The following is a 13,706-nucleotide window of genomic DNA, read 5'->3' on the forward strand; positions in this document are numbered from 1 at the left end:
TCTGCCCGAAGCACACCCTGGTAATCATCCCCCTATTGCCCGGTGCCTGCTCCTGAGCATCTACCCTACGAGGGCGTTAACGACATCGCTTGTAAAGGGCCAGCAGGGTAAGTCTCTTTAAATTGCAGGACGTTTCCTGAAGAGCGTTTTTGGGTTGTTCCGGCGTAACCAGCTGACTAACCTACGATCCGCCACGTAAGAGCGGCGAGGGTTTAGCAGCCCAAAATCAATAGGTGACAACTTCGTTAAATTAGACTGGAGTTACACCATGACCAAAGCACTCCCCGACCCACCCGCAGACTGCCTCGTCGTCAACGAAAACCTCAGCTTCGAAGACGCCCAGCTCTACCTTTCCCACCTGATCCACAGCGCCAGCGCCACCGTCCTCGACTGCGGTGACCACCTGCCACCCCACGACCGCGCCAGGATCCACGCCGTATGGCACTTGCTGGAAATGGCCAAGACCGTGATCGACCGCTCGATTGAAAGCCTGCACCCGCGCACGGCCCAGCCGACGCACGAATGACAAGCCACTCGTCGCCAGAACCGGCAATTCTGGTTAAACAGTTGAAAGCGTAGAAAAATTTTCAACAAAAGTGCTTGACGCATTCCCGTTCTACGCGAATAATGCGCGCCACTTGGCTACATAGCTCAGTTGGTTAGAGCATAGCATTCATAATGCTGGGGTCCGGGGTTCAAGTCCCTGTGTAGCCACCAAGTACTAAAAACGGCTTACCGAAAGGTAGGCCGTTTTTTTATGCCTCCAGAAAAGCCCTGAGGCATACTCGCCCCAACCCCAAGGAGGCGATACGTGAACCCTCAATTCCCCACCCGCGGCATCAGCACCGAACGGCTGTTGCTGCAAGCGGCCCACCCCTCCCACGCGGGCACCCTGCGCGCGCACCTTGTGGCCAACCGCGCGTTCCTCCAACCCTGGGAACCCTCGCGCGACGACGAGTATTTCGAACTGGCTGCGATCAGCCAACGCCTGGCAACCATGGCCGAGAAAACCGCCAGCGGCGAAGCCTTGCACCTGCTGATACTGCGCGAGGGGCACATCATCGGCAGCTGTAACTTCACCACCATCGTGCGTGGCGCATTCGAAGCGTGCCATCTGGGTTATGCACTCGACGAGTCGGCTCAGGGCCAGGGGTTGATGCACGAAGCACTGAACGCCGCGATTGCCTATGTGTTCGACGAGATGAAGCTTCATCGCATCATGGCCAACTACCGGCCGGAGAATGAGCGCAGTGCGCGCTTGCTCAAACGGCTGGGGTTCGAGCGCGAGGGTGCAGCGCGGGCCTATCTCAAGATTAACGGCGAGTGGGCGGACCACGTGTTGACGTCGCTGATCAACAGCGCAAACCGCGACGCATGAGCCTCACCGTCTTCGCGATCATCCTGCTGGGTGCCGCACTTCATGCCACCTGGAACGCCGTGGTCAAAGGCGGCGTCGACACGCTGTTGACCACCTGCATGATCGCCGCCGTCGCCTCGTTGATCGCGTTGGCGGCCGTCCCTTTTCTGGTGCTGCCGGCGAAAGAGAGCTGGCCGTACCTCGGCGTATCGGTGCTGTTCCAGGTGCTGTATTTCGTGCTGGTCGCCTCAACGTACCGCATTGCCGATATGAGCCAGACCTATCCGATCATGCGCGGCACCGCGCCGCTGCTGGTGGCGACGGTGAGTGTGTTTGCGCTGTCTGAACCGCTGTCGACGTTCGCCTGGTTTGGGATCGCAGTGATCTCACTCGGCATCTTGAGCATGGCCGCCGCGCCTTCGGCAGGGCACAGAAAAGGCTTGGTCCTGGCACTGATCAACGCCGGTGTGATTGCCGGTTACACCCTGATTGATGGTTTGGGCGTGCGCACGTCCGGCGCGCCGGCGGCTTACACCCTGTGGATTTTCCTGCTGACCGGCATCCCGCTTGCCACGTGGGCGTTAGTGACGCGGCGTGCGGTGTTTTGTGATTACGTCGCGCGTCATTGGCGGCTTGGCATCGTTGGGGGCGCAGGCACCGTGGCGTCATACGGCCTGGCCCTGTGGGCAATGACGCAGGCACCGATCGCCAGTGTTTCGGCACTTAGGGAAACGTCGATCCTGTTCGGCGTGGTGATTTCAGCGTGGGTGCTCAAAGAGCCTCTCACGCGAGTTCGCATCGTTGCCGCGTGCATCATTGCCGCCGGGGCGATGGTGTTGCGCCTGGGTTGAGCGCGGCTCGTCGCTGCGCAGCTCAGACTCATGCGCTCAAAAAAAGGCGCCATCTGTACTTTGACGCTCCCGCGACCCCACTGCTAGTGTCCAGCCTCCCCTCACATGGAGCGCCTGCGATGAAATTGGACATCTACCAAGTCGATGCTTTCAGCCAACAGGCCTTTGGCGGTAACCCGGCGGCCGTCTGCCCGCTCACCGAGTGGCTGCCCACCGAGCAATTGCACAACATCGCCGCGGAGAACAACCTCTCGGAAACCGCGTTTTTCGTGCCGCGTGGCGAGGTCTATGAGTTGCGCTGGTTTACACCGGAAGTTGAAGTCGACCTGTGCGGCCATGCCACGCTGGCAGCAGCGTGGGTGTTGATTCACCAGTTGCCGGGCGCACCTGAAGTGTTGCGCTTTGCCACCCGCAGCGGCGAGCTTCGCGTGACGCGCAATGGCGATGAGTTGGCAATGGACTTCCCGGCCAAACAACCCCAGCGCTGCGAACCACCAGCCGGCATGTTGAGCGCATTGGGGGTCGAGCACGCCGAGGTATTTGCCACCGATGACTACATCGTTCTGGTCGACGACGAAGCCCAGGTCGCCGCCCTGACGCCGGACTTCGCACGCCTCAAGGGCCTGCCCAAACGGGGGATTGCGGTAACGGCCAAAAGCACGCGCTTTGATTTCATTTCCCGCTGGTTTGGCCCCAACGTGGGTGTCAACGAAGACCCGGTGACCGGGTCTGCCCACACCTCGTTGGCACCGTTCTGGAGCGAGCGTTTGGGCCAGTCGCGATTGACCGCCGAACAGGGTGGCAACCGCCGTGGGCAACTGCGTTGTGAGCTCAAAGGCGACCGGGTGATTATCTCCGGCCACGCAGCGCTCTACCTGCAAGGCACGATTTACCTGTAAAAAGCACTTTCCCAAGGACAACAGATCATTCTCAAAATGAACGGAGTTCAACGCGTGTTTTCGATTTCCCGCCGTCAACTGTCGATGATTGCCGCAGCCCTCGCCCTGGCTGGCTGTCACACCCCTGTCAATGAACAGCCGCCGGCACCGGAGTTGGGTTCGGGTTATCGCACCGACCTCACCACCCGCCACGCCGAGCGCCATATGGCCGCCGCCGCCAACCCACTGGCGGCCGAAGCCGGGCGCGAGATGTTGCGCCAGGGCGGGTCGGCGATTGACGCGGCGATTGCGATGCAGGCTGTGTTGACCCTGGTGGAACCGCAGTCATCCGGCATCGGCGGCGGCGCGTTCATCATGCTCTGGGACGGGAAAACCGTGCACGCGTATGACGGCCGCGAAACGGCACCGGCCGGTGCAACTGAGCGCTTGTTCCTGAAGGCCGACGGCACGCCGATGGCGTTTACCGATGCGCAAATTGGCGGTCGCTCGGTCGGTACACCCGGGGTCTTGCGTGCCCTGGAGATGGCACACAAGAAGACCGGGCACTTGCAATGGGCCAAGCTGTTTGAACCCGCGATTCGTCTGTCGGAGCAAGGCTTCGCGATTTCTCCACGCTTGCACGCGTTGATCGCCGCCGACCGTTTCATCCCGCAATCACCCGACATGGCGGCCTATTTTCTGAATGCCGATGGCACGCCTAAAGCCACCGGCACGCTGCTGAAGAACCCGGCGCTGGCCGCCGTGTTCAAACGCATTGCCAAGGAAGGACCGGACGCGCTGTACCACGGGCCAATCGCCGACGAGATTGCGCGCAAGGTTCAGGGCAACCGCAATGCGGGCAGCCTGTCGCAAGCGGACCTCAAGGCTTACACCGCCAAGGAACGCACGCCGCTGTGCACCGACTACAAGCAATACCAGGTGTGCGGCATGCCACCGCCGTCGTCAGGCGGAATTGCGGTGGCGCAGATCCTCGGCACGTTACAGGCCGTAGAAGCCCGCGACCCACGCTTGGCCATCGCACCGATGAAACCGGTCAAGAGTGCCTCGCCTGCCGGCCTTGAGCCCACACCCGAAGCCGTGCACCTGATGGCCGAAGCCGGCCGCCTGGCCTTCGCTGACCGTGGGCTGTACGTGGCCGACGCCGACTTCGTGCCGGTGCCGGTCGCCGGCCTCGTCGCTCCCGACTACCTGGCCAAACGCGCCGCGCTGATCGGCGCACGCAGCATGGGCATCGCCACACCGGGCCAGCCTGCGGGCATCCAGGTGGCGTACGCGCCGGACCGCTCGCCGCTGCGCATCTCCACTTCGCAAGTGGTCGCGGTGGATGACCAGGGCGGCGCCGTGTCGATGACCACCACGGTGGAAGCGGCGTTCGGCTCCCATGTGATGGTCCAGGGCTTTTTGCTGAACAACCAGATGACCGACTTCTCGTTCATCCCCGAAGAAAACGGCCAACCGGTGGCCAACCGCGTCGAGCCCGGCAAGCGCCCACGCTCGGCCATGGCGCCAACGTTGGTGTTCGACCGCAAGAGCGGCGAGTTGCTGGCCACGGTGGGCTCACCGGGTGGTTCGCAGATCATCGAGTACGTGAGCAAATCCCTGGTGGCGATGCTCGACTGGAACCTCGACCCGCAAGCCGCCATCAGCCTGCCCAACTTCGGCAGCCGCAACGGCGCGACAGAACTGGAGCAAGGTCTGTTCAGCCCGGCGTTGAAACAGGCACTCAAGGACAAGGGCCATGCGCTGAGCGAGATCGATATGACCAGCGGCATCCAGGCCATCGTTCGCACGCGGGATGCCCAAGGCAAGGTGTCGCTGAGCGGCGGGGCAGACCCTCGGCGTGAAGGCGAAGCGATCGGCGACTGAGTATTTATCCAAGGGAGCGCGCGCGGTGCAGCAGGCAGATAATCTTGACGCCATCCCCGGCGTCGAACACGGCTTTTGTTCGATCAATGATCCACTGCGCCCGGATGACGTGTTCATCTGCAAGCAGGTACACAGTGCGTCGGTGATTGAATGGCAGGCGGATCAGGTGGCCAATACGATCGAGGCGGATGGCGTGTTCACACGCGAGCATCAGCCGATCGCAGTGATTACCGCTGATTGCCTGCCCATTCTGATCACTGCAAAAAGCGCTGCCATGGTGGCGGCGATGCATGGCGGCTGGAAGGGGTTGCAGGGCGGGATCATCGCCAACGCCGTGCAGCAATTTGCCGCTCAAGGGATTGCGGTGGACCAGTTGCAGGTGGCTATCGGGCCATCGATCAAACCGTGCTGCTATGAAGTGAGCGAGGGATTTATTGCGCAGTTTCAGGCGGAGCAGGGTCACTTGTGGCATGCCGGTCAGGCACCGTGGCGCTTCGAGCAACCGGCGCCGTTGCTGGCACCGGAGATTGCACCGCCCTACGCGAGGCAAGCGGGAAGTGCCTGGTTTGACTTGAGCGGCTATGGGGTGATGCTGTTGCACGCGGCGGGGGTGCAGCGTGAACAGATCGACGTCAGTGAGGTGTGCACTTATTGCACATCCCCCACCTTCGCCAGCTACCGCCGAAGAACTCATCACCCGCAAGAGGCGAAGACCTTGATCTATTCGTGGATCGTTCGTAGCCCCTGAAGAACACGCGACTCTTGTGGCGAGGCAAGCCCGCTCGCCACACGGGACCGCGTCAGGCCTTGAACACTCAGCGGCTGATCTTCAAGCCCTTACGCCCCGCGTGCCGCTCCAGCGCCAGCTCAATCAACCGGCTCACCAAGTCGCTGTAACTCATCCCCGCCGCCTGCCACAGCTTGGGGTACATGCTGATGCGGGTGAAGCCGGGCAGCGAGTTGATTTCGTTGATCAGCACTTCACCGTCGCCAGTGAGAAACACATCGACCCGCGCCAACCCGGCGCAGCCCAATACCTCAAACGCTTCGATGGCCAGGTGGCGAATGCGCTCGCTGGCTTCAGGGCTGATATCGGCCGGCACCACCACTTGGGCGGCCTGGCCGTCGATGTATTTGCTGTCGTAGGAATAAAACCCGTTGCTCACCACGATCTCGCCGCAGCCACTGGCGACAGGGCTGTCATTGCCCAGCACGGCGCATTCGATTTCGCGGCCCTGGACGGCGGACTCCACCAGCACTTTTTCATCAAAGCCCAGGGCCAGTTCGACGGCGGCGTGGTACTCAGCTTCGTTGCCAACTTTACTCACACCCACCGAGGAACCCTGGTTGGCGGGTTTGACGAACATCGGCAAGCCGAGCGTGCTCACGGCCGTATCAAAGGATGTACGCGCCGCGTTGCGACGGGTCAGGGTGATGAACGGGGTGACGGCAATCCCGGCATCGCGCAGCAGGCGCTTGCTGATGTCCTTGTCCATGCACACCGCCGAACCGAGCACGTCGGAGCCCACAAACGGCAGGTCGGCCATGCGCAGCAGGCCTTGCAGGCAGCCGTCTTCGCCAAGGGTGCCGTGGACGATGGGGAAGATCACGTCGATGTGTTCCAGCAAACCCTGACCGGACGTTTCCACCACTTGCTGACTGGCCTTGCCTGGCACCACCGCCAGTTCACGATTGGATTGGTTCAGGGCGATCAAGGCCGGGTTTTCCTGGTTGATCAGGAAGTTTGAGGTGTCGTTGAGGTGCCAGTGGCCGGCCTTGTCGATGCCGATCAGGATGGGTTCGAAACGCGAGCGGTCCAGTGCATCGACGATATTGCGCGCCGATTGCAGCGAGACCTCGTGCTCGGCCGAACGGCCACCAAAAATAATACCTACCCGCACCTTGCTCATGACTCGGCCTCACTGTTGAAAGTAAGGCTTCTTACCATGAGCCGTCAGCGATTCGCTACCAGATGTGCGCCGAACAGCACATAGCAACCACCGGCGAACCGGTCGAGCCACTTGCGCGAACGGCCATAGACGTTGGCCATCCGTTCACTGGAAAACACCAGGGCCACGCTTGTGTACCAGCTGAATGACAACGTGGCCATGGTGATTACCGCCAGGGCCAACAATGTGGGGGACGGTGAAGGCGGCATAGTCGAGGCGAAGGCCGTGGTGACGAACAACGCGGCCTTGGGGTTGGACAAGTTGCCCAGCAAGCCGAAGCGCCAGGCGGAAAACAGCGAGCGCCGGGGTTCGGCAGGCAATAGCGTCTGGCTCATCGAGGGCGCCGAACGCTTGAACAGTTTCAGCCCCAGGTAAATCAGGTAGCAGCCGCCGATGAGCTTGAACGCCAGATAGAGCATGGGCGCGGCGGTGAACAGCGACTTGATGCCCAAGCCGCCCGCCAGCCCCCATATCACCGTCCCCGTCGCCACCCCGGCCGACGCCACCACGCCATGCCGACGCGAGCAACTTGCCGCCAGTTGGGCGGTGTTGAAAAAGTTGGGCCCCGGCGTCACCACCGCGACCGTCCAAAGCAGCCCCAGCGCCAATAACGGCGCGGCATACGGCAAGTCGAAGAACTGCATTGGACGATCCCTCTTGGCAAGTGGTTAAGCCTGTTCGGCCGCCGGCTCCGGTGTGTGCACCAACAGGTCGCCGGGCTGACAGTCCAGATAGGCGCAGATCGCATCCAGCGTACCCAGCCGTATGCCCTTGACCTTGCCTTGTTTGAGCAACGACAGGTTCTGTTCGGTAATCCCGATAGCGGCTGCCAGGTCTTTGGATTTGACCTTGCGCCGGGCAAGCATAACGTCCAGTTCAATCACAATGGGCATGTCAATCTCAAACAAAAGTGCGGTTTTCAGAATCCACTTCACTGGCCTGCCACAGGATACGCGCGATTACCGCGATACAGGCAGCGAGAAACAAGGCGACGAAGCTTGGCGCGGTGACACTTAACGTGATAAACCGCTGGCCGACCGGCTCATTCATCGTGACCCAGACACTGAGCAACGGCTCGCATAAAAAGTCCAGCAGCACCCACACCGCAACCGCCCGCCCCACCTTGCCCAAATGCTGCGCCGCCGCACGGGAGAAATACTCGCCACGGGCGTAGTTCTGGAACAATAGACGAAGATGGTTCAAGCCCCCGCCAAGGGCCAGCAACGGAATGCTGGAAAGCACAATAGCGCCCAGGATTTGCCACCAGGGCAGCAGCGCTACTTGCGCGCTGCGTGCCTGGATCAGGCGGTCACTCAAGGCAAAGCCAAACCCCAGGCCATCGGCAGAAGAACTCAGTACAGGGAACAGCCATACGCAGGTATTGAGCACCAGCATGACGACAATCAGCAAAAGGGTAAGCAGCGACATGCGCTGACTGAGCTGGGCCAGACGTTGGGTATTCATAAGCAACCTCAATGGGTGAAGGAGGACGCAAAAATAATAGATAAATTATCGTAAAACAATCATTTTTTAACGCATGGCAGTGTATTAACTGAAAAACACACTGTGCCGGCGCTACCGCCAGCACGCACAATCGTTCAAGACCCCGCCAGACAACCCACGCCAGACTGGGTTAACGTGTTTCCACCTCAATTTGTGACAAACCACCATGGGCCAACCCACCTCCGCACTCGACTGGCTGCACCGCGCCCCGCACGCCAGCGGCCTGGATCGTATCGAGGCGTACTTTGCCGGCTTCGCGTTCGACCCGCATCGCCATGACACCTACGCCATCGGGCGCACGTTGTTTGGCGTGCAAAGCTTTCATTACCGCGGCTGCATGACCCACAGCCTGCCCGGTACGACCATGGTGATTCACCCCGACGAAACCCATGACGGCCGCGCCAGCAGTGTGGAAGGCTTCAAGTACCGCATGATTTATGTGGAGCCGGCGCTGATCCAGCAGATCCTGGGCGGCCGGCCGCTACCGTTTATCCACAACGGCCTGTCGACTGACCCGAGGCTGTTCCGCGCCAGCGAGGTATTGCTGCAAAGCCTGGACTGCCCGATTGACCCGATGCAGGAACAGGACGCGCTGTACGACCTGGCCCAGGCGCTGAGCGCTGCGTCGGGCGTGATCGTCAGCCGTAAATCCTTCGATTACGTGGCCGCCGAGCGTGCCCGGGAATTTATCCACAGCGCCTTGGGCCGCAGCATCACCCTGGATGAGATGGCCGACCATTGCGGCCGTGACCGCTGGGCATTGTCGCGCGATTTTCGGTTGCTGTTCGGCACCAGCCCCTACCGCTACCTGACCATGCGGCGTTTGGACCTGGTGCGTAGCCTGCTGGCCCAAGGCCAAGCGCTGGTCGATGCAGCACTGACCGCCGGGTTCACCGACCAGAGCCATATGACGCGGCAATTTCGCAGCACCTACGGCATGCCACCGTCGCGATGGGTGAAGATGCTCGGGCGCTGACTGGCTGAGGGGAAATGCAATAAAACGGTGGGAGGGCGCAAGCTCCCTCCCACACTTGATCCAGGTTGTTTCCAATATCGGCCCCACCGGGCGCAATGTGCGCAGCCGCCGCAGGGAGGCAAGGCTTACAGCTGGCGCCCGACAACCGGCTCGCCGATGCTCAGGAAATTCCCGCCCGCGATATGGTGCAAGGTGCGCAACGCGTCATGCCCTTCGAAGTGCCAGTGCCCTTCGCTGAATACGCGTTCGTCGGCATACGCCGCGAGCACTTCGCCGAGGAATAAATCGTAGGTCTGCTGGTTGTGAGGCTCGGGCAACAGGCGACATTCCAACCACGCCACGCAGCCCTCCAGCAACGGCGCGTCGGTGTGTTCACCGTGGAAGGTTTGCAGACCGTAAGCGGCGAATTTGTCCGTGTCGGCGCCCGTGGTGTTGCCGACCGTCTGCACCAGATCGGCCTGCGCCACGCAGGGCACCTGGAGCACGAAGGTGCCGGCGCCTTCCAGCAATTGCCGGGTCCAGGTGGCCTTGTCCAGCACCACCGCGACTTTCGGCGGTTCAAAGTCCAGGGGCATGGCCCAGGCAGCGGCCATGATATTGCGTCGGCCGTCGTGGGCTGCGCTCACCAATACGGTCGGCCCGTGATTGAGCAAGCGATAGGCCTTGGACAGCGGAACGGGGCGACAGTGAGTAGGGCTCATGGAGGGTCGGCTCTTCAAGCAAGAAAAAACCTACGATACCTCAAGCACAAGCCCGACGGGTCAGCTCGACAGCTGATTGGCGAACTGCCCGACTGCGCTCACCACTTTTTGCGCACCGTCCTGGATTTCCACAATCACCGTGCCGGCCTCAGCCGCCAGCGCCAAGCCTTGCTCGGCCTGCAGACGCCCCTCGGTCATCAGGGACACCGCATCGCGAGCCATGTCCTGGTTCTGACGCACCACACCGACGATTTCCTCGGTGGCCTTGCTGGTGCGCGACGCCAATTGGCGCACCTCATCGGCAACCACTGCAAAACCACGGCCCTGCTCACCCGCGCGCGCCGCTTCGATGGCCGCATTGAGCGCCAGCAGGTTGGTCTGTTCGGCAATGCCGCTGATGGTCTTGACGATGCTGCCGATCACTTGCGACTGGGCATTGAGCGCCTCAATGCCATCACCGGCCTGCTGCATGTGCTTGGCCAAATCACGCATCACGTCCACCGCCTGCGTCACCACAGTGGTGCCTCGTTGGGCACTGTTGTCGGTTTGCAACGAGGTGCTGTAGGCAATGTTGGCGGCCTCGGCCACCGCCTGTTCCTGGCTGACCTGGTCGGTAATTACCGTGGCGAATTTGACCACCTTGTACAGGCGATCATTGGCATCCAGCACCGGGTTATAAGTGGCTTCCAGCCAGACCACGCGGCCATGGCTGTCGACCCGCTTGAAACGCGCGGCGACAAACTCACCGGCATTCAAACGCTTCCAGAAGTTCTGGTACTCGGCGCTGTTGTATTCCTGCGGCTCACAGAACATCCGGTGATGTTTGCCCTGAATCTGCGCCAGGCTGTACCCCATGCCGCTGAGGAACCGGTCATTCGCCGTCAGCACATGCCCGCCGAGGTCGAACTCGATGACCGCCGTAGAACGCACCAGCGCGGTGATCAGGTTTTCATGCTCGCGCGAGGCCTCGATGGTGCGGGTGAGGTCGCTTGAGTAAATCGAAAAATGCTTGATGCGCCCATCCGAGCTGCGCACGGGTTGCAGGATCGAGCGCAACCACGCTTCCTTGCCATTGCCGCGCATCAGCCGCACGGTACCCGCGAAGTGTTCGCCGCGCACCAGGGCATTCTTGAAACGCAGCTGGAATTCGTCCTGACGCACGTGTGCCGGCACCAGATCATCAATGTGGCGCCCCAGGATATTGGTGGCCTGGTACGCCAGTTCCTGCAGGAAGTTGGCATTTGCCCACTCCACCCGGCCTTCAGCGTCCAGCGTCAGGCACAGCATTTCACTTTCCAGGCTCTCCTTGACCTGTTGCAAGCTCGACAACTCTTCACGAAGAGCCGACAGCTCCTGCTTCAAACGGGTGTTGAACATGAGGCACCGATGATATTTGAGGAGATGGATCTGACCTGCATCGGCGCTGCCGGGATTTTCTGAAGCGCTTTTTAGCCCCTCGCCCAACTGTTTTTCTGGCTCTGTTAACCACCATTATTTCGGCAGACGCCCATCACTTGATATTCAAGGGTATTGAGCTTGCCGCTGGAGTCTTCATAGGTCATGCGCGACGGCACCGGGTTGCACGAACGGATCGGCGGCGTGACGTTGACCACCTTGGCAATGTCCAGCGCCATGCCATAGCGGTAGGCCTGTACCTCGGGTGCCGGCTGCCCCTTTTTTTCGGCGTAAGCCGCCATGGCTTTCTCATTGCGTTCCATCATCAGGGCAAAGGTGCGATCACCGCCGCCTTCGGCCAATGCACCCAATGACAGGATTGCAGTAAATACACCCAGGCCAATTTTATAAAAGTTCATGACAGGTTCCTCGTCTAAGAAGTTCAGTGACGAGCGTAATGAAGTAACCCTGACGGAATGTTCACCAAACCATTACTTATTTGTTAGGTGGCCGTGAGTTTCCAGAATTGTAATGTTCACGCCATGAAGTCGTTATCCGCTGTTTGCAACTATCAGCCCGGGCCAGATCAATAAAAACGCCCACTTCTATAAGAAGCTGAACACTGCCAACACCGAGGAGCGAACCATGAGCATTGCTTACTACACCCTTCCCTTTTCATTGCTGGCCGCACTGCCCCTGGCAGCCGTGGCCGTGGAGGACAAGCCCGAAGGTTTTATCGAAGGCAGCAGCGTGAACGTGCTGGCGCGCAATTTTTACTTCAACCGCGACGACCGCAAGGGCCAGTCCAGCCCCACGGGCAACGGCTATTCCGAAGCCTGGGCGCAGGGCTTGATCGGCAAGTTCGAATCCGGCTTTACCCAAGGCACCGTGGGGTTTGGCCTGGATGCGTTTGCCATGTACGGCCTGAAACTCGACTCCGGCACCGGCCGCAGCGGCGGCAAGGGTTCGTTCGGCATGCTGCCGGTGGACAGCAATAACCACCCCGAAAGCGGCTACAGCAAATTCGGCGGCGCCGCGAAATTGCGCGTGCTGGACACGGTCTTCAAGGCCGGCGACGTATTCCCCGCCACGCCGGTGGTGGCCGCCGGCGACTCACGCCTGTTGCCGCAAAGCTTTCGCGGTGTCACCGCGCAGAACACCAGCCTTGAAGGCCTGAGCCTGCAAGGTGGGCGCCTGAGCGGCATGAGCCAGCCAAGCGAAAGCGGCATGAACAAAGGCTTTGCGACGTTCTATGCGGGCAAGGTCGACTCACCCTGGATCGGTTATTTCGGCGGCGACTACACCGTCAATAAACACCTGAGTGTCAGCCTGTACAGCAGCCGCTTGAAGGACGCCTGGGATCAGTATTACGTCGGCAGTGCCGCCACGTACCCGCTGACCGACGACGTCTCCTTGTTCGGCGACGTCAACTATTACAAGGCCGTGGACGAAGGCAAAAAACTGCTGGGTGAATTCGATAACAACATCTGGAGCGCCAGGCTCGGGGTCAAGGTCGGCGCCCACAGCCTGGCCGTGTCGCACCAGCGCAATAATGGCGACGACGACTTCGATTACCTGCGCCAATCGGACTCGATCTTCCTCAACAACTCTATCCAGTACAACGACTTCAACTCGCCCAAGGAGCGCTCGTGGATGGTGCGTTACGACCTCGACATGCAGACGTTCGGCATTCCCGGCCTGTCGTTCATGACCCGCTACGGCAAAGGCACCGGCGCCGATTACAGCAACGCCAACGCGGTGTACATGCGCCGCGATGCGGCAGGCGATCCGCTGACGGATCAACGTCGCTGGGAGCGGGACGTCGAGGCCAAGTACGTGGTGCAGAGTGGCAGCCTGAAGGATTTGTCATTGCGTTTGCGCCAGGCCACCGTGCGCTCCAGCGCTTTCGAATCAGACCTGGAGGAAATTCGCTTGATTGCCGAATACCCACTAGTGGCACTTTGACCATTGCTTACATTCGTTCGCCATTAACTAACATCTGCTCACAAATTGATAACTATCAAAACTGTAACATTGGGTTCAGCTTCCCGTTAAGTTGAACTTCCTATACTCGCTTCAACTTAGTTGCACCGAGCACATTCATCTCTGAAGCTTTTGTGTAGCTCCTTTGGAAAGAGATGAATTTTTAACGCCCCTCTGGGGCGTTTTTTTTGCCCGCAAGCTAAGTCGCGACCAATGGTCGCAGTTG

The 13,706-nt window shown here is 60.5% G+C and carries 15 protein-coding genes, 1 tRNA gene and 1 pseudogene; 9 read left to right on the plus strand and 8 right to left on the minus strand.

Translation table 11 applies throughout. The annotated features are described in order from the left end of the window. Positions 1-268: 268 nt before the first annotated feature. From ACI77D_RS12140 to pgeF, 7 genes are all read left to right on the plus strand, one after another. Entirely contained in the window at positions 269-526 is a 258-nt protein-coding gene (locus tag ACI77D_RS12140) for a hypothetical protein (RefSeq protein ID WP_073637335.1), read from the plus strand. 114 nt (positions 527-640) lie between these two features. Then, positions 641-717 (plus strand) — tRNA-Met (locus ACI77D_RS12145). Positions 718-811: 94 nt separating this feature from the next. Further along, positions 812-1,378, plus strand: coding sequence for a GNAT family N-acetyltransferase (locus tag ACI77D_RS12150; protein WP_407016624.1), 567 nt, complete (start codon positions 812-814; stop codon positions 1,376-1,378). After that, a complete protein-coding gene (locus ACI77D_RS12155) occupies positions 1,375-2,208 on the plus strand; it encodes a DMT family transporter (protein ID WP_221293840.1) in 834 nt (277 codons plus the stop codon). The genes ACI77D_RS12150 and ACI77D_RS12155 overlap by 4 nt, the downstream gene beginning before the upstream one ends. Positions 2,209-2,327: 119 nt before the next feature. After that, positions 2,328-3,107: a PhzF family phenazine biosynthesis protein gene (locus ACI77D_RS12160; protein ID WP_407016625.1), complete on the plus strand. Its 780-nt coding sequence runs from the start codon at positions 2,328-2,330 to the stop codon at positions 3,105-3,107. Positions 3,108-3,143: 36 nt separating this feature from the next. Further along, positions 3,144-4,973, plus strand: coding sequence for a gamma-glutamyltransferase (gene ggt, locus ACI77D_RS12165; protein ID WP_407016626.1), 1,830 nt, complete (start codon positions 3,144-3,146; stop codon positions 4,971-4,973). A gap of 25 nt (positions 4,974-4,998) precedes the next feature. Further along, positions 4,999-5,721, plus strand: a complete 723-nt coding sequence (pgeF, locus tag ACI77D_RS12170) for a peptidoglycan editing factor PgeF (protein ID WP_407016627.1) — start codon at positions 4,999-5,001, stop codon at positions 5,719-5,721. Positions 5,722-5,788: 67 nt separating this feature from the next. Here pgeF and ddlA read toward each other — a convergent pair whose 3' ends face one another. The 4 genes from ddlA to ACI77D_RS12190 are packed head-to-tail and all read right to left on the minus strand — an operon-like array spanning position 5,789 to position 8,386. Further along, entirely contained in the window at positions 5,789-6,883 is a 1,095-nt protein-coding gene (gene ddlA, locus ACI77D_RS12175) for a D-alanine--D-alanine ligase (protein ID WP_064450563.1), read from the minus strand. A 44-nt stretch (positions 6,884-6,927) separates the two neighbouring features. Next, positions 6,928-7,566, minus strand: a complete 639-nt coding sequence (locus tag ACI77D_RS12180; RefSeq protein ID WP_064450562.1) for a LysE family transporter — start codon at positions 7,564-7,566, stop codon at positions 6,928-6,930. A gap of 24 nt (positions 7,567-7,590) precedes the next feature. After that, positions 7,591-7,815: a helix-turn-helix transcriptional regulator gene (locus tag ACI77D_RS12185; protein WP_064450561.1), complete on the minus strand. Its 225-nt coding sequence runs from the start codon at positions 7,813-7,815 to the stop codon at positions 7,591-7,593. Positions 7,816-7,822: 7 nt separating this feature from the next. Continuing rightward, positions 7,823-8,386, minus strand: coding sequence for a DUF2975 domain-containing protein (locus ACI77D_RS12190; RefSeq protein WP_064450560.1), 564 nt, complete (start codon positions 8,384-8,386; stop codon positions 7,823-7,825). Between the two features lie 205 nt (positions 8,387-8,591). Between ACI77D_RS12190 and ACI77D_RS12195 the strand changes: the two genes are divergently transcribed. Next, positions 8,592-9,401, plus strand: a complete 810-nt coding sequence (locus ACI77D_RS12195; protein WP_064450559.1) for an AraC family transcriptional regulator — start codon at positions 8,592-8,594, stop codon at positions 9,399-9,401. 125 nt (positions 9,402-9,526) lie between these two features. Here ACI77D_RS12195 and ACI77D_RS12200 read toward each other — a convergent pair whose 3' ends face one another. From ACI77D_RS12200 to ACI77D_RS12215, 4 genes and pseudogenes are all read right to left on the minus strand, one after another. Next, positions 9,527-10,102, minus strand: a complete 576-nt coding sequence (locus tag ACI77D_RS12200; protein ID WP_064450558.1) for a flavin reductase family protein — start codon at positions 10,100-10,102, stop codon at positions 9,527-9,529. A gap of 60 nt (positions 10,103-10,162) precedes the next feature. Beyond that, positions 10,163-10,594, minus strand: coding sequence for a methyl-accepting chemotaxis protein (locus ACI77D_RS12205; RefSeq protein WP_407016642.1), 432 nt, complete (start codon positions 10,592-10,594; stop codon positions 10,163-10,165). A gap of 108 nt (positions 10,595-10,702) precedes the next feature. Continuing rightward, positions 10,703-11,479: pseudogene (locus ACI77D_RS12210) on the minus strand (PAS domain-containing protein); the annotation flags it as partial. Between the two features lie 104 nt (positions 11,480-11,583). Then, on the minus strand, positions 11,584-11,916 hold the full coding sequence (locus ACI77D_RS12215; RefSeq protein WP_064450556.1) for a DUF2790 domain-containing protein: 333 nt from the start codon (positions 11,914-11,916) through the stop codon (positions 11,584-11,586). A 226-nt stretch (positions 11,917-12,142) separates the two neighbouring features. On the opposite strand from ACI77D_RS12215, the gene ACI77D_RS12220 reads away from it, so the two are divergent. After that, entirely contained in the window at positions 12,143-13,462 is a 1,320-nt protein-coding gene (locus tag ACI77D_RS12220; protein ID WP_064450555.1) for an OprD family porin, read from the plus strand. The last annotated feature ends 244 nt before the right edge of the window (positions 13,463-13,706 follow it).

Source organism: Pseudomonas sp. O39, assembly GCF_045447295.1.
Lineage (GTDB): Bacteria > Pseudomonadota > Gammaproteobacteria > Pseudomonadales > Pseudomonadaceae > Aquipseudomonas > Aquipseudomonas antarctica_A.

Coding starts and splice junctions, on each gene's coding strand:
- ACI77D_RS12140 (WP_073637335.1), top strand. CDS start 269: ATGACCAAAGCACTCCCCGACCCACCCGCAGACTGCCTCGTCGTCAAC.
- ACI77D_RS12155 (WP_221293840.1), top strand. CDS start 1,375: ATGAGCCTCACCGTCTTCGCGATCATCCTGCTGGGTGCCGCACTTCAT.
- ACI77D_RS12160 (WP_407016625.1), top strand. CDS start 2,328: ATGAAATTGGACATCTACCAAGTCGATGCTTTCAGCCAACAGGCCTTT.
- ggt (WP_407016626.1), top strand. CDS start 3,144: ATGAACGGAGTTCAACGCGTGTTTTCGATTTCCCGCCGTCAACTGTCG.
- ddlA (WP_064450563.1), bottom strand. CDS start 6,883: ATGAGCAAGGTGCGGGTAGGTATTATTTTTGGTGGCCGTTCGGCCGAG.
- ACI77D_RS12180 (WP_064450562.1), bottom strand. CDS start 7,566: ATGCAGTTCTTCGACTTGCCGTATGCCGCGCCGTTATTGGCGCTGGGG.
- ACI77D_RS12185 (WP_064450561.1), bottom strand. CDS start 7,815: ATGCCCATTGTGATTGAACTGGACGTTATGCTTGCCCGGCGCAAGGTC.
- ACI77D_RS12190 (WP_064450560.1), bottom strand. CDS start 8,386: ATGAATACCCAACGTCTGGCCCAGCTCAGTCAGCGCATGTCGCTGCTT.
- ACI77D_RS12195 (WP_064450559.1), top strand. CDS start 8,592: ATGGGCCAACCCACCTCCGCACTCGACTGGCTGCACCGCGCCCCGCAC.
- ACI77D_RS12200 (WP_064450558.1), bottom strand. CDS start 10,102: ATGAGCCCTACTCACTGTCGCCCCGTTCCGCTGTCCAAGGCCTATCGC.
- ACI77D_RS12205 (WP_407016642.1), bottom strand. CDS start 10,594: ATGCGTGATTTGGCCAAGCACATGCAGCAGGCCGGTGATGGCATTGAG.
- ACI77D_RS12215 (WP_064450556.1), bottom strand. CDS start 11,916: ATGAACTTTTATAAAATTGGCCTGGGTGTATTTACTGCAATCCTGTCA.
- ACI77D_RS12220 (WP_064450555.1), top strand. CDS start 12,143: ATGAGCATTGCTTACTACACCCTTCCCTTTTCATTGCTGGCCGCACTG.